General features: G+C 42.6%; 16 protein-coding genes. 3 read left to right on the top strand and 13 right to left on the bottom strand.

The window, feature by feature from the left end; genetic code table 11:
• Position 1 precedes the first annotated feature (1 nt).
• Positions 2 to 2,080: an Ig-like domain-containing protein gene (locus tag M0N77_RS01405; protein WP_353102858.1), complete on the bottom strand. Its 2,079-nt coding sequence runs from the start codon at positions 2,078 to 2,080 to the stop codon at positions 2 to 4.
• Between the two features lie 481 nt (positions 2,081 to 2,561).
• On the opposite strand from M0N77_RS01405, the gene rpmB reads away from it, so the two are divergent.
• Together rpmB and rpmG are read left to right on the top strand one after the other, a co-directional pair.
• On the top strand, positions 2,562 to 2,798 hold the full coding sequence (gene rpmB / locus M0N77_RS01400; protein WP_353102856.1) for a 50S ribosomal protein L28: 237 nt from the start codon (positions 2,562 to 2,564) through the stop codon (positions 2,796 to 2,798).
• A gap of 60 nt (positions 2,799 to 2,858) precedes the next feature.
• Positions 2,859 to 3,014, top strand: a complete 156-nt coding sequence (gene rpmG / locus M0N77_RS01395; RefSeq protein WP_068037488.1) for a 50S ribosomal protein L33 — start codon at positions 2,859 to 2,861, stop codon at positions 3,012 to 3,014.
• Positions 3,015 to 3,211: 197 nt separating this feature from the next.
• Here the strand turns inward: rpmG and M0N77_RS01390 are convergent, their stop codons facing one another.
• The 12 genes from M0N77_RS01390 to ispH all read right to left on the bottom strand — a co-directional run bounded on the left by M0N77_RS01390 (position 3,212) and on the right by ispH (position 14,960).
• On the bottom strand, positions 3,212 to 3,523 hold the full coding sequence (locus M0N77_RS01390) for a hypothetical protein (protein ID WP_353102854.1): 312 nt from the start codon (positions 3,521 to 3,523) through the stop codon (positions 3,212 to 3,214).
• 213 nt (positions 3,524 to 3,736) lie between these two features.
• Positions 3,737 to 4,048, bottom strand: coding sequence for a hypothetical protein (locus M0N77_RS01385; RefSeq protein WP_353102852.1), 312 nt, complete (start codon positions 4,046 to 4,048; stop codon positions 3,737 to 3,739).
• Between the two features lie 94 nt (positions 4,049 to 4,142).
• Entirely contained in the window at positions 4,143 to 4,496 is a 354-nt protein-coding gene (locus M0N77_RS01380) for a hypothetical protein (RefSeq protein ID WP_353102850.1), read from the bottom strand.
• Between the two features lie 102 nt (positions 4,497 to 4,598).
• On the bottom strand, positions 4,599 to 5,291 hold the full coding sequence (gene rpe / locus M0N77_RS01375; RefSeq protein WP_353102848.1) for a ribulose-phosphate 3-epimerase: 693 nt from the start codon (positions 5,289 to 5,291) through the stop codon (positions 4,599 to 4,601).
• A gap of 202 nt (positions 5,292 to 5,493) precedes the next feature.
• Positions 5,494 to 5,745, bottom strand: a complete 252-nt coding sequence (locus tag M0N77_RS01370; protein WP_353105542.1) for a TIGR03643 family protein — start codon at positions 5,743 to 5,745, stop codon at positions 5,494 to 5,496.
• A 228-nt stretch (positions 5,746 to 5,973) separates the two neighbouring features.
• Positions 5,974 to 6,864: an S-formylglutathione hydrolase gene (gene fghA, locus M0N77_RS01365; protein WP_353102846.1), complete on the bottom strand. Its 891-nt coding sequence runs from the start codon at positions 6,862 to 6,864 to the stop codon at positions 5,974 to 5,976.
• 127 nt (positions 6,865 to 6,991) lie between these two features.
• Positions 6,992 to 8,479 (bottom strand): C13 family peptidase, encoded by a 1,488-nt coding sequence (locus M0N77_RS01360; RefSeq protein WP_353102844.1) that lies wholly within the window; start codon positions 8,477 to 8,479, stop codon positions 6,992 to 6,994.
• 258 nt (positions 8,480 to 8,737) lie between these two features.
• Entirely contained in the window at positions 8,738 to 10,702 is a 1,965-nt protein-coding gene (htpG, locus tag M0N77_RS01355; RefSeq protein ID WP_353102842.1) for a molecular chaperone HtpG, read from the bottom strand.
• 264 nt (positions 10,703 to 10,966) lie between these two features.
• Positions 10,967 to 12,487 carry a catalase gene (locus M0N77_RS01350; RefSeq protein WP_353102841.1) on the bottom strand — a complete coding sequence of 507 codons (1,521 nt, stop codon included), beginning with the start codon at positions 12,485 to 12,487 and terminating at the stop codon, positions 10,967 to 10,969.
• Between the two features lie 300 nt (positions 12,488 to 12,787).
• Positions 12,788 to 13,603 carry a thioesterase family protein gene (locus M0N77_RS01345; protein WP_353102839.1) on the bottom strand — a complete coding sequence of 272 codons (816 nt, stop codon included), beginning with the start codon at positions 13,601 to 13,603 and terminating at the stop codon, positions 12,788 to 12,790.
• 57 nt (positions 13,604 to 13,660) lie between these two features.
• A complete protein-coding gene (locus M0N77_RS01340) occupies positions 13,661 to 13,906 on the bottom strand; it encodes a hypothetical protein (protein ID WP_353102837.1) in 246 nt (81 codons plus the stop codon).
• 94 nt (positions 13,907 to 14,000) lie between these two features.
• The gene (gene ispH, locus M0N77_RS01335; RefSeq protein ID WP_353102835.1) at positions 14,001 to 14,960 is read right to left on the bottom strand and encodes a 4-hydroxy-3-methylbut-2-enyl diphosphate reductase; all 960 of its coding nucleotides are present in this window, start codon (positions 14,958 to 14,960) and stop codon (positions 14,001 to 14,003) included.
• A gap of 311 nt (positions 14,961 to 15,271) precedes the next feature.
• Here ispH and gmk point away from each other — a divergent pair, with 311 nt between their 5' ends.
• Complete coding sequence (gene gmk / locus M0N77_RS01330) at positions 15,272 to 15,898, top strand: guanylate kinase (protein ID WP_353102833.1); 627 nt, start codon at positions 15,272 to 15,274, stop codon at positions 15,896 to 15,898.
• The last annotated feature ends 33 nt before the right edge of the window (positions 15,899 to 15,931 follow it).

Raw genomic sequence — 15,931 nt, 5'->3', positions numbered from 1 at the left:
TTTAAATGATAGAAAAAGTGGTTGTCTTTGAAGAAGGTGCTGGCGTTGTAACGGTTAGTTTGACTTCATCTCCATTGGCACAACCTGCCGTAGATACCTCATAACTAACTATATCAGTTCCTGCGAAAAAATTCTGATTGGTAGTACCGTTCACTTGTCTCAAAGGCATTACCCTAGGCAGAGTAATATTACCATCGAAGATTTCAGGCTCACAACTCACCTCATTCTCAGTGTTGTCTTTTGTCTGTAGACTAAAAGTAGTCCCAGAAGGCATGGGAACGGTTCTCATACTATTGCCATATACTTCAAAAGAGATAACCCCAGACACAGTATTGAAATTATAATTGGTCAATGTGGGCGTATCGTTAGCAAAGCCCATGATGACTTGTTTACGTAGTACGGTCGCAAGCGAGTCATTGCATTGAGTCTCAACTTTATCTCCTCTTACTATAAAGTTCGGTAGGTTAGGCTGAGATAAGGTACTAGTTGCACACTCTGCTGCTTTGACATTTGTTGGAAATTCGCCTCTTCTATAGACAAATTCACCTGGATTAAATTTCAAATCTTCATTATCATCACGGAAAAAATAGCCAATATTGTCTAGCAGCTTATCTACGCCTGCTGTGTAGACATTGTCACCGTTGAGATCAGAGTAATCCTTGTCTCCTTCAACATAAGCAATCACACTTACTCGACCGTTTGCAGGTCTTGGATTTTGCGAAGTAAAGGTTACTGAACAATTACCACCAGAGGTCGCGCAGTTTGGCGTAATAGTACCGCCTTCAGATACAAAACTTACGACAGTGCCATCAGGAACAAAGTTGCCTTGACGGTCAGTAAGATAGACGGAGACAGAAGTAGAGTCAATAAAATTATCTACTAATACGTTTTTACCTAGAGCTAAAGTAATCCCACTTTGACTAGGTCTACCTGTAGCTACCGCGATGTTTTTTGCAAATGCAAAAATATTCTTGTTAGCGCTTAGTGCAGCACTGATCTCTACGGGTCCAGGTATATTACCAGGGTATAAATTTATAGTTACTTTTCCAGAAGCATCGCTTTTAACTGTTTGCGTATTACGGTTATTCTGTGAAATAAATCTAAAATCACTTGGAGACTTTACTAAGCTTAGCTCCACTTGCTGATTGGAAGCTGGTACACCATTGGCATAAACTGTGAACTCTACTTGACCTGATGAGGAGGAACCACTATTTTTTGCACCTAATATTATATTTTCATTGGTTGTATAAACTATAGAACTTGCGGCAATAGCTCTAACATTAACTGTAATACTCCGAGATGGCGTACTATTATTAGCAGTAGCAGCAGTAATAGTCTGTCTACCTTCACACAGATTACCATTGCTATCTATAGCTTTATAAATGGTGCTAATACTGCCTTGGTTTGAGGATGTGACGCTCGCTACTTCAAACGAACCACAGGTGGTAGAAAAATTCACAGTAACGTCATTCTGAAACTGATTGGTTCCAGTATCTCTAGTTTGTAAAGTAATAATAGTAGAAGCACCTGAATCTATGTTGCTCTCTCTAGACGTTAAATTCACTAACGCTATTTTTACTGGTTGTAATGAATAGTTGTACTGAGCAGAGGTCGCGCTGATACCGTTATAATTTGCCGTTGCAGACAAACTATAACTTCCTGTATCTTCAGCAGACAAAGGGATTAGAGAAGTCGTTGCTATACCATCACCATTAGTAAGAACAGCACCATTAGAAGTACCGAACTTAACACCTGAGCCGTTAAAAGTCACTAGTGCCCCGCTGAGGCCATTTCCATCAGCATTGGTTACTTTCACTCTAGCGGTTGCTGATGACGTCGATATAACACGTGTGGGATTACCGTTATTATCTAATAGTGTAACAGGTGTAATATTGACCTCATTGACTGGTATCACCGGTCCGCCACCGCCACCACCAGGCTGCGTCACTCCCGTATTCGGCTTTGGCGGCAGTATATCTGTACCCCCATCGCCACCACCACAACCTGCTAAAGTTAACGCTAAAGACAGCGCGGTAAAGTTAAATAATTTAGAGCTGAGGGTTAGTGAGCCATAGGACATATTTAGAACTCCGCGCAAGCGATAAGGGTTGCTGAAAAACAGGGCAGTGAATGAGGTAACCTAAAAACATAGGTAAAAGTTAGATAGGATCGAAGTAATATACTATATATTAATAGCTTGTATCATATTTATTACAGCAACTTTACTGAATTTTGTTAAAACTTACAATCAAAACTTATAACTTTGAGTCATTTAATGACCTGCACACAGGAGTAATTAAAGGTATAATGACGCTCATTAATAACGACTATTATTGTAAAATAGTTTGAGTAATTCGCTATTTTATGGTATAAATGTCGCCTTTAAAATTTTCTGAATTGGTGCTCTGTTATTTGCCTTTAGATGACAGTTTTGCCAGCTCAACCTTCATATAGTTTTGTTTGGTGCAAAGATGCCGCTTGCTGTGTCCATGCCGCATATTCGCGCAACTTGCCCAGACTGGTATGGGAATACCCCATACCTCATAGATTAGGAGTTCGCCATGTCTAGAGTTTGTCAAGTGACTGGAAAGCGCCCTATGGTGGGTAATAATGTTTCGCACGCGAACAACAAAACCCGTCGTCGCTTCCTACCAAACCTTCATCACCATCGTTTTTGGGTTGAATCTGAAAACCGTTTTGTGCGTCTACGCGTCTCTACCAAAGGTATGCGTATCATCGACAAACTAGGTATTGATACCGTGCTAGCAGATTTGCGCGCACAAGGTCAAAAAGTTTAAGCCAAGTGCTTCGCCACTTCTAAAGGCCAAGTGCTATAGCACTTCTTAAGGAAAATTATCATGAGAGATAAAATCAAATTAGTATCAACTGCTGGTACTGGGTATTACTATACTACTACTAAGAACAAGCGTACGATGCCTGGCAAAATGGAGATCAAAAAGTTTGATCCAAAAATTCGCCAACACGTCATTTTTAAAGAAGCAAAAATCAAATAATACTTTTTAATTTTGTATAATTTCAAAAGTTAAATTATTTGATAGTAAGTTTAAGACAATAAAAAAGGGTTTATCTACTGATAAACCCTTTTTTATATGCTGTGTTTTAGAAATAGCTAAAAAAATAGCTAGTTTCTATGTTTAGATTAATATCAATGAGTCATATATTGGCTTGCAAGATATTAATTTTCAAAGCATTAACTATAGTGCGTAGGCTCTTTATCATAAACGTGAGCGTGCCACTGGCTCATCTGCTTTTGCATGATGACTTGAATAGCGGCATGAATCATATGCTGACCGATGGCTTGCGTATCACTACCCAATAACTCTTTTAACTTATCAGAAAAATCGATAGTCATTAGAGGCGCTTCATCTTTATTGGTATCACGTAACAGCAATACTCCATTCTCAGCTTCGACTAACTCAAGGGTAGTCTCTTTGGCAAAGCCCGAAAACTGATCATTGCTATCATGATCGACTTCTATCTCATTATCAATATCATATGGCATTTAGTGTCTTCCTTATTATCCCGCTAGTAACTGCTATGAAAACTAACTATTTAGCTCCCTACAGTCTCTCGGGTAAACTCTTTCTTACTCATACAATGGACGCTTTGTACTTAAATTTCAAGGTGCTTAAATTTCAAGGTGCTTAGTTTTCAGGGGGCTTAAATTTTAAGGTCTAGCTACAAGCTTTAAAATCTATATATTAGTAACCCTACTCTAACGCCAGTAACGCAGCTTGGCTATGGTGAATAAGAAAGCCACAAACATGCCTAGATAATACATCAGCTTTAACTCTAAGCTCGGATCACGGTATTTGAACGGCAACGCTACCGCAGCCGTAGCGGTTGGCAATATCAGCAGCATCAGTAACCAGTTTTCTATAACGTTGAGCCACCCTTGCAGGCCCGTACCGTTACGCAAAGCTGCCAGTCCCAATAGTAAACAGGCGACAATGAGAGTAGTAAATAGGCTATTGGGCAAATCTTTGGGATAAATAATATTAGCAATACGGGCGGGCATGATTTGCATACAAAATTCCAGTCGCAAGTAGCTTACGACTTAGTAAGGATTCAAAAATTAAAAGACAATTAAAATAGTAAGAACTGCTATCTAAAGCTCAAAGTCAGCTATAAGTACCCATCAACCACAATAATGAGATGCAAGAAGTCAGATAACCCAGACTAATAGCATTCCAGCCTGCAATATGAGTACCATTAAACTTATTAAAGGCACGCGAACCCAGCCAAAATAGTAACGGAATACCGACTACGAACGCTGGTACTAATACCGCTGCATGTAACATAACCTCGCTTACTTCGTGACCTGCTATCAGACGAAAGCCATAACCGGCTAAGCTTAAAATCAAAGCAAAAACGGCTAAGCCAATAGTAATGCCTTTAGGCACTAAACTACGAGGCTTAGAGTGATCTGACTCAGATTGCAAGTTAGTATTTTGCGTATTGGTTTGAATGGTCATAAGTCACCTCAGTTAGTTATGCGCTTAAATCGGCTAATAATATTTTACTAGTGCTCTATAAATGGAGACTTATTGATGAAAAGCAATAGTCAAAGCTAATGGCTAACGGTTAGTAGCTACTTGCTCGAGTTCTGCACGCATAGCATCGATAGCCGCTTTGTAATCTTCTTGATTAAAGATAGCAGAACCGGCGACAAACATATCTGCCCCAGCTTCAGCGATAGCGCGTATATTACTCGCTTTGATACCGCCGTCGACCTCAAGTCTAATATCACGGCCACTTGCATCAATACGCTGACGGACTTCGCGTACTTTGTCTAAGGTTGAGTCAATAAAGGATTGCCCGCCAAAACCTGGGTTGACACTCATTAGCAAGATTTGATCGACCTTATCCATTACATAATCTAAGTAATGCAGCGGCGTAGCTGGATTAAACACTAGCCCGCATTTCGCGCCGCCATCTTTTATCAGCTGTAAAGAGCGATCAATATGGCTGCTGGCTTCGGGATGAAAAGTAATAATGCTAGCATCTGCCGCTAAAAACTGCTCAATCATGCCATCGACAGGCGATACCATAAGATGGACATCGATAGGTGCTGTGATACCGTAATCGCGTAATGCCTGACAGATCATGCTACCAAAAGTTAGGTTGGGCACGTAATGATTATCCATCACATCGAAATGCACCACATCGGCGCCAGAAGCCAAGACTTTTTCTACCTCCTCCCCTAAACGAGCAAAATCAGCAGATAAAATAGAGGGAGCAATAAGATACTGCTTATCAGGACAAATCATAAAAGAGCTACCTACTTAATGGGTATAAAAAACTCATGACTCTCAACTTGATATAAGTCAATGTAGGCTGCAGCTTTAGGCAACATTTTTGGCAAATTATCACCAGCTAAACTACCGCCTACGCTCACAATCCTACTAGTTAAGAGTTAAGTTAAAAAGCTATTATCCATAAAAAAAGCTATAGAACTAATGAATCTATATATTAGCGCGGTTTATATTGAGTTTTACAATAAGCGCGGCCAACTTCAAAGTCGCGTTTGGCCTCGTGCTTAGTGTTACGCCCAGTGACGCGCTCACGCCACAAGCGAAAAGAGGACGGCTTCAACTCTTGTCGCATCAATTTAATCACTGCTGCTTCATCCAGCCCATAGCTATGCTCAATCGCGCTAAATGGTGTTCTATCTTCCCACGCCATCTCGATGACTCGCGAGGTTTGCACCTCATCGAGTATGATAGTACCGTCTGCATCCGTGAGGTAGTCAGCGAGGTCTGAATGCTCAGCGCTATCGGTATTATTAGCTTGCGTCTCATCATCGATCTGCTTTTGTTGTAGCGCCGCTTGCATATCAGCTTTCATAGTCGCCAAAGACGACTGTGCATCAGTATCAGTATCTATCACTGCTTTAGTCTCTGTCATAAATTTTGCCTCGTTATTAGCTATAGATAGAGTTTTGCGACAAGTTTAACTCAGCTGCGCCATACGGTAATGATGCCAAATATGATCGTTTATAACGGTTTGAATAAAGTAGTAGCTGTGATCATGACCCGCTTGATAACGCAGCGTCAAAGGCTGCTTAGCCTTATCGCAAGCTTGCTGTAGCTTTGGTGTCTGCAATTGACCCTCAAGCAAAAAATTATCAGCCGCGCCTTGATCAACTAGCAGACTGGCGTATTGTCGGCCTGACTGCTCAATAACCTTTGCTGCATCAGCCTGCTCCCAAAGCGACTTATCTTCACCGAAATACTCGCTAAAGGCCGCCTGTCCCCAAGCTGATTCACTCGCTGAAGATACCGGTGATAAGGCAGAAACGCTAACGAATTTACTAGGATATTTAAATCCTAATAACAGTGCGCCATGGCCACCCATAGAGTGTCCCGTGATACCAGTGCTGCTTATCGGAAACTCACTACGCAGTAAGTCATAAAGCTCATCCACGATATAACTTTGCATATTGAAATGCTCTGACCAAGGCGCTGCTACTGCATCGACATAATAGCTTGCACCCTGACCCACAAAATAACGCTCATCGTTGGCCACCACTATAGTGTCGGTGCTACGGGGCGAGGTATCAGGGGCAATAAAGATCATTCCAAGCTCACTACATTTTTGTTGAAAGTGAGCTTTATGAGTGACATTATCGGCGTTACAGGTCAAACCTGACAAGTATAGTAGCGCTGGGCAAAGATGACCGGCTAATGCCTCATCCGGCAAGTAGATACTAAAAGTCATCGGAGTGTTAGTCGCTGATGAGTCATGACTATAATAATGCTGCTCACCATCAAAACAGCGGTTGGCACTGATTTGAGTCAGCTTTGAGCTAACAGATAATTTATGGCTAGAATGATGACTCATCTTTTAGATCCTCTGTAGATTTAGAGCTTAGGAGAGTTGATAGGATTTGATGACTATTATACAAACTATCCGTCGACTATCCATGGGCTTTGTTTAGCTGTTTGTTAAGATAAGGTTATGGTCAATTTCACTCATCGATAGTAACGCTGACTGCAGATTCTGGCTCCAAGGACAGTAATGCTGCGCTATTGGATAGACTATTACCATTACTCTGGTCATTGTCAATAGTTAAGTCGACTCTACGTGATTGATCAAACAATACGCGCTCAAAGGCAGGCAAAGCGGTCTCCATAAGACTACCTATTACCATTTGCGGCTCTGAGGGCTCAAAACCCATATAAAGCTCACGCTGCTGGATTTTGTAAGTTGCATCCTTAAAAGCGCTAGCAAAGCTAGTGTTTTCTCGTAGACTCTCAGCAAAAAACGCTTGACCAAAATAAGTCATCTCAGCGGTATTGGTACAGCCAAACGACATCTTATCAGCTGCTGATGCGGTAATAATAACTGTGGTAGGAGAAGCTAGCTCATCTATAAAAGAGCCTGAATAACAAGCTGAGACGATAATCACTCGCCAGCGTATTCCTGACTCATCTAAAGCTTCGCGTAACCACTCGGCTTCTAGATTATCCATTTCAATAGGCGCATTATCTAACTGCAATACATCAGCATCACCATGTGAGGTTAAGGTCAGTAGCAACACATCTTCATCAGCATTCATCTGCTGACCGATCTTCTTTAGTCCTCGCAAAATACTAGTTTTGGTCGCTATCGGCTCGTCCATCCAGCTATAGGTATTATTAATCAGCGACAAAGAGCGACCACTAGTACCAAAACGCACCTCAAATAATTCGCGAGCGTTGTTAATCTCAGAGCGAAACACATCTTGTCCTGCAAAACCTGCTACTCCCATAAAATACCATTCTGTCTTGCCAGGTATGCTAGCATCAATACTATTCAAAGCATTCTGAAGTAAATTTGCTTGCTCATAAAGAGCGGCCTCCTCCAATCGCGGCTCTACGGGTATTGGCTTAAAAATAGGCTGATCAGCAACGTTTTTTTGCCAAATCGTCATCAGCGCTACAGCGCCTATCAGCACAATAATTCGCTCCCACCAAGGAGTCCGCAGGCGCCGAGAAAATATCCATAACAGCGCTAGTGTTTGCCACAAAAATAACAGCAAAAACAGTATCGGTAAAAATGAATAGCTCCAATCTGGCAGCCAGCCTCGACTACCAAACAGTTGCACTAAGCTTTGCAGTAGCGCCGATATGGTATCCGCCACTAACCACAGCACCACAGGCACAAACAATAAAGACTGATTGCCTGAGCGCCGCGCTAAAATAATACCCACTAATAAAATAATAGTTGGCCAAATCAGATAGCTGACCAAGCCTTGCTCATTAAAAACGCTACCACTCTCCGCCGCTAACCAAGAAAACAACACATTACTAGCCAGACCCAATAAGGCAAATAGCGCAAACTGTACAAAGGTAGGTTTTACCCAAGAAAAAGCCCGTGTCGAGCCAATCAACATCCAACAAGCGGCAATAATATTGGCTGCAAAATTAAGAGAAAAGCGCTGTAGCGAGATGGTTTTTAGAGAAGAGAGTGACAAAGACGTAGACCTCTATCGAGTCGAGAAAAGGGAAAACATAATGCGTGGTACAAAAACAGAGCTTATTAGCTAAAAAAGGTGAATAAATGCTAATAGCTTAAACTAACGCAATTGTAACGGATTGTCAGTTAAGACGATAAGATTGATTTGTAAAACAGTGATAAAACTAGAGTTTTTATTTACTAATAGCCAAAAAAAGGAGACCTATTATAAGATCTCCTTTTTGGCTAAAGCTGACAATGAAAAATAAAGTAAATTCTAGCGCATTAATAGCTCATTAACTCGCTTTAGATAAGCGGCTGGATCGTCTAATTGTCCGCCATCAGCTAACAGCGCTTGGTCAAAAATAACTTGCGCCAAATCATCAAACTGCTCGCTAGATTCTAGCTTTTTGATCAAAGGATGCTCAGGGTTCACCTCAAGCGTCGGCTTGCTCTCTGGTACCTCTTGACCCATTTGCCTTAGCATCTGAATCATTTGCGGTGATAGCTCGCCCTCGCCCACCACTAAGCAAGCTGGGCTATCGACCAAGCGCGTGGATACTTTGACGTCTTTGGCACGCTCGCCTAACGCTGTTTTTAGCTTATCGACCACAGGCTTCATGCTCTCTTCAGCTTTTTGCGCCTCGGCTTTTTCTTCTTCATCCTGCAAGTCGCCTAAATCCACCGCGCCTTTAGCGATGTTTTGTAGCGGTGTACCATCAAATGCGGTTAAGAAGTTCATCGCCCATTCATCAACACGGCTAGTCATCAAAATGACTTCGATACCTTTTTTCTTAAATAGCTCAAGTTGTGGGCTGTTTTTTGCCGCAGCAAGGTTATCAGCGGTGAGATAGTAAATGGCCTTTTGACCCTCAATCATGCGCGCTTTGTAGTCCTCAAAGCTGGTCTCCACTTTCTCATTTGTACTAGTGGCATAGCGTAGCAATTTAGCGATACGCTCTTGATTGCCCATGTCCTCGCCAAGACCTTCTTTGATCACGTCACCAAACTCGCTATAAAACTGAGCAAATTTTTCTTGTTTGTCGCTATCCTCGCTATTAGCCAGACTTGCTAGCATCGTAAGGACTCGACGCGCGTTGCCGTCGCGGATGGATTTGACATCACGCGACTCTTGTAATAGCTCGCGGCTGACGTTCAGTGGTAAATCTGCTGAATCGATAACGCCTTTGACAAAACGCAGATACATCGGCAGTAGCTGCTCGGCGTCATCCATGATGAACACGCGTTTGACGTAAAGCTTTAGGCCATGCTGCTGCTCGCGAGTGTAGAGATCCATTGGTGCTTTTTTGGGTACATATAATAGCTGAGTATACTGCACCCGGCCTTCGACGCGATTGTGTGTCCAAGTTAACGGCTCATCAAAATCATAAGTGATGTTTTTATAAAAATCGATGTACTCATCGTCTTCAATTTCAGAAGCTGAGCGTGTCCATAGCGCACTGGCTTTGTTAATGGTTTCCCACTCATCTGTCAGTACCATCTCGCCGCCAGTTGATGATTTGCTATCTTCGCCTTCTTCAGCATTTTCATCAACGACATCTTCTTGCCAGACCTCTTTACGCATCTGAATTGGTAAGCTGATATGGTCTGAATATTTATTGACCAAACGCTTGATTTTGCCGCGGTCTAAATAGTTATCTTCGCCATCCGTGTACTCTTCTTTGAGATGCAAAGTGATCGCTGTGCCGCGCGTCTCTTTGTCAATGGTCTCAACGGTGAAGCTGCCGGTGCCATCAGAGACCCAGCGCACGCCTTTGTCGCTAGGGTCGCCCGCTTTACGCGATTCGACTGTAATAGTATCAGCAACGATAAAGCCTGAATAAAAACCAACACCGAATTGACCGATAAGCTGACCTTCTTGCTTTTGTGACTCGGATAATTTATCTAAAAAAGCCTTGGTACCTGATTTGGCAATGGTGCCTAAGTTCTCAATAGCATCGGCCTCGTTCATACCAATACCATTATCGATAAAAGTGATGGTCTTAGCCTCTTCATCGATAGCAATACGAATCTTCAGCTCACCATCATCTTCGTATAGGCTATCATCATTGGTCGCCTCAAAGCGTAATTTGTCGCAAGCATCGGATGCGTTTGAGACCAATTCACGTACAAAAATATCCGCGTTAGAATATAGCGAATGCGTTACTAAATGTAGTAGCTGGGCCACCTCTGCTTCAAAGGTATGTTTTTTTACAGCAGGGTTTTGATTCTCTTCACTCATAAAAACTCCTTTAGGTTGTACAAATCTTAAATCAAAAAACAGCTCGTTAGCTCTAGCAAATAGCTTGACACTAAGCGCATAAAGCGGATTTTGCTAAAGCTAGACTGTCTATACTAATAAGGCCACAAGGAGAAATTTCAAGATCAATGGCGCTATTAGATAACAAAACACCGCCTTAGTTTCCTAAAGCGGTGCGGAAAATTATAAACTAAGCTTTTTATTGACAGACTGATTATCAATTATTAACTCTATATCAGTAATTTACTACAGACAGCTTGGCAAATCACGAGCCGGATCTGAATCGCGAGCCTTCATAGCATCCTCAACGCTCATGCCAAGAGCTTTGGCAACGCCTGCGCCATAGGCAGGATCACACCAATGACAATTACGAATATGACGATATTTAATAAAGTCTAAAGCATCGCCCATCGCTCTGGCAGTATTATCAAAAAGCACTTGCTTTTGTTCATCATTCATTAAATTGAACAGCGCGCGCGGCTGGCTAAAATAATCGCTATCATCTTCACGGAAATCATAATGCTCGGCATAGCCATCCACCTTTAATGGCGGTTCAGCATACTGCGGCTGCTCTTGCCACTGCTGAAAGCTGTTTGGCGTATAGTGCGGACGACCACCATAGTTATCATCAACGCGTCCTTGACCATCACGGTGGTTACTGGTCACAGGACAAGTTGGTTTATTCACCGGTATTTGCTTGTGGTTGACCCCGACGCGATAACGCTGGGCATCAGCGTAGCTAAAGAGGCGCGCTTGTAGCATGCGATCAGGGGAGGCGCTGATACCGGGAACTAAGTTATTGGGTGCAAAAGCTGCTTGCTCAACATCTAAGAAATAGTTCTCTGCGTTTTTGTTTAATTCAAACTCGCCAACTTCAATCAGCGGATAATCGCCTTTTGGCCAGACTTTGGTCAAATCAAAGGGGTGATATGCCACTTTATCAGCATCCATTTCTGGCATGATTTGCACGTACATCTTCCACTTTGGAAAATCGCCATTGTCGATAGCATTAAGCAGATCTTGTTGATGACTTTCACGATTACTAGCGATAATCTCAGCCGCTTCTGCATCGGTTAAGTTTTTGATACCTTGCTGAGTAACAAAATGGAATTTGACCCAAAAACGCTCATTTTCACTATTGATAAAGCTATAAGTGTGCGAGCCAAAGCCGTGCATATGTCTATAAGATGCTGGGATACCGCGCTCACTCATAGTGATAGTAACTTGATGCAAAGACTCTGGCAATAAGGTCCAAAAGTCCCAGTTATTGGTCGCTGAGCGCATATTGGTACGCGGATCACGCTTGACCGCTTTGTTTAGATCTGGGAATTTGCGTGGATCACGTACAAAGAATACTGGCGTATTATTCCCGACCATATCCCAAATACCGTGATCGGTATAGAACTTTAGCGCAAAACCGCGAATATCACGCTCAGCATCAGCGGCGCCGCGCTCGCCTGCGACCGTACTAAAACGGGCGAACATCTCAGTCTGCTTACCCACTTGGCTAAACATATCAGCACGCGTATATTTAGTAATATCGTTAGTCACGGTAAAGGTACCAAACGCGCCCGAACCTTTAGCGTGCATACGGCGCTCAGGGATAACCTCACGGTTAAGATCGGCCAGCTTTTCGTTAAGCCATAAGTCCTCGGCCAATAGTGGGCCGCGCTTGCCAGCCGTTTTGCTGTTTTCATTATCGACAACAGGGGCACCATTACTCATGGTAAGTGGTGTAGTATCAAAAGGACATTTTTTATCGGTCATGATAGCGCTCCTTAAAAAAGCAGTGGAATTAAAATACAAGTCTTATTCTGAATACGCTTCTAGCAACTTATCTAAAAGAGTAGTCATTGTTTTTGACAAACGATTATCTTTTTTCATAATAACCTTCAATAGTAGCCTTTAGTTATCTAACATCGTTTCGTTAGATACTATTACAACCGATTACTATATATTTGTAAAATCAATTAAAAACATTCTTTCGTTTTGTATTTTAAACCAATGGAGCATCTACGGCTTTGTACGCTCATGGATTTTCAAATTTAGCTGTATGAGCGCATAAAGCTACTGCGGCATAGGACGGATAGTAAGTATTTGCTCACTACGTCCAAAGGGTCCATGCACATCATGCAAGACAGCACTGGTCAAGCCAATACCGTCAGCACCGTACTGCTGCACTGCCTCAATACCAAGCCATTGGCCTTTTGGCGCGCGATGCATATGGATCTGTAGATCGGTATTAGGAAACATCCATTGCAGTTTTGATAAGCCCATACCCAGTCGTGGCACCACGCCATTAGCGGTATCGACCATACCTAGCAGTTTCACCAAATCGGTCGTCGGCTCGCCTTCTACCATCTGTTTTTCATTAGTAATCCACACCATCCCCTTGCCGGGACGACGATCGGCCTCTGAGACTAGATGAACACTTTCAATAAATTTGCCCGGCCAGCCTTTCATTCCCTGCCACTCGCTTAGCTGTTCAGGGTTATGTTTGGCTTGTTGATCCTCAAGACCGGCAATCTGGCTAGTATCTTGGGTCATCAGTCGCCAAGCTCTAGCAATAATACAATCACGTCCACGGCTACTCATCACCGCTTCAATCAGCTCAATAGTCCGGCCGGGACGAATGCAGCGCGTAGTAATAGTAAACTCATCAAAAGGAATAAGGCCCAAAATATCAAGGCTGATGCGTGCAATACGCATGTCATCTTGCGCAGCAAACTGACTGAGCTCATGAGTTAAAATACCAGTTGCAGGTGCCATATGTTGCTCATGCTCATTCCAAGCGCCTTGAGCATGTTCAGTCGGCTGATAATGGGCAATGCATCTACCATCTGCTTGTGGCTCGCGATGGCTAAAAGTGTAGTAAGCGGTCATAACAGTCCTATAATTTTATACTTTATTAATGCTCTATTAAGCGGCTTGCCAAGCTCATTACTCAGTAAGCTGCTGTTTTCTTGATTTTAGAATATTACGAGCTTGAGCTATAAAGAACAATAATAAAAGCATTAGCACTGATAAAAAAGCATAAAAGATAGTCTTGTGCTTCAAAAACTGCATGACATTCATAGCAAGTATCGCTATGACCACCGCCATAACCAATAAATTGATACGCAGCTGCTTATTAACCTCATCGATACTAGCCTCTGCTAATACAAACTTAGCTTTATCTTTTTTCATGATAATGACTCTTTAACAATGGTCAGTAGCTCCTGTTATTTAGAGCGATAATTGACTCAATAAGTTATTAAAGCTAACGCAATAAGCTATCTATTTATTTACCACTGACTTGAGTCACTGGAATACGCAGGGCTTTTGGCAAGCTAAAAGTAACATTCTCCTCAATGCCAGATAGCTCATCAGGACGCTTACCGCCCCAATCTTGCAATTGCTGTAGCACTTCTTGGATAAGGATCTCAGGCGCTGACGCACCAGCGGTAACACCGACCGTCTCTACATTATCGAACCAAGCTTTATTCATCTCGCTAGCATTATCAATTAGATAAGCCTGACACCCCATACGCTGCGCTAACTCACGCAGACGATTGGAGTTTGAAGAGTTTGGTGAGCCCACTACTAACACCACCTCACAGCGACCCGCTAAGTCTTTGACGGCATCTTGACGGTTTTGAGTGGCATAGCAGATATCATCTTTTCTTGGCCCTTGAATGTTGGGAAATTTATCGCGCAGCGCGTCAATCACTCGCGCCGTATCATCCATCGACAAGGTAGTTTGAGTCACAAAAGCCAAGCTATCAGCATCTCTTACTGTAAGTTTGGCGACATCCTCTTCGTTTTCGACTAGATGAATCTGCCCCCCATAACGCTGATTAAAACGGCCCATCGTGCCTTCGACTTCAGGATGGCCAGCATGACCAATAAGCACCGCATCCATACCTTCATGAGCGAATTTTGCCACTTCGATATGCACTTTGGTCACTAGCGGACAAGTGGCATCAAACACAGTGAGGTCGCGGCGACTGGCTTCATCTTCTACCGCCTTTGAGACCCCATGCGCTGAGAAAATAACGATTGAGCCATCAGGCACCTCGGTCAGCTCTTCAACAAATACCGCGCCGCGATTGGCAAGATCTGACACCACAAACTTATTATGCACAACTTCATGACGCACATAGATGGGGGGCTCAAAACGAGTTAGGGCTTCGTTGACAATCGCAATCGCGCGATCCACACCAGCACAAAATCCGCGTGGATTGGCAAGATAAATTTGCATAAGACGGCCTATCATTGGATAATTTGAGTTTAAAAATTAAGCGAATATCATTAGCATGCAAAAATGCTATTTAGCAGCTTTTATTGCTGCTATCAGATATATGCTCTTACTTTATCATATTTTACTTTTATTACCGTTTATAATGCTACCGCGTTAGTATTGCAAGCTCATTATTTACCAGCCTCATAGCTTACCTAAATGAGCATTACCATTATTTAGCTACCTTAAGCCAAAAACCATTTAACTCGATCGCGATAATAACGATTACTCTTATTGTAATAATTAAAACCAATCATTTTATTAGGACACTTATGACAGGCTCATTATTTATTATTACTGCCGCCTCTGGCACAGGTAAGACCTCTTTGGTCAAGCAGCTGCTTGCCACTACCAATGACTTGACAGTGAGCATCTCTCATACTACGCGCGCTCCACGTCCGGGTGAAATAGACGGTCACGATTATCACTTTATCGAAAAACAGAAGTTTATTGCCGCTATCAATGAAGGTAAATTTTTAGAGCATGCCCAAGTTTTTGATAATTATTATGGCACCTCAGAAGCAAGTGTAAGAGCGCAGCTAGAAGCGGGTATTGATGTAATTTTGGAGATTGATTGGCAAGGAGCGCTGCAAGTCAAAAAAATATTTACCGACGCCATTATGATCTTTATTTTGCCGCCTAGCCTCTCAACCCTACGCCAGCGCTTATCGACTCGGGCGCAAGACAGCGTAGAGGTTATCGAAAAACGCTTAGCAGGCGCAGTCTCTGAGATGGCGCAATACGTGCATTTTGACTTTGTCATTATTAATGATAACTTTGAGGTGGCTTTGACCGAGCTTAAAGCGATAATAGTTGCGGATAGACAGCGACTCAGTCGTCAGCAGCGCCACCATCGCCGTATTATAAAAGCGCTACTTGATAATGAAACCGAGGATTAAAATTTAGAGTATTAGTATTGAGCTATAGCGGAT

The organism is Psychrobacter sp. AH5 (assembly GCF_040371085.1).
Lineage (GTDB): Bacteria > Pseudomonadota > Gammaproteobacteria > Pseudomonadales > Moraxellaceae > Psychrobacter.
This window is presented reverse-complemented; position numbering and strand designations above follow the sequence as displayed.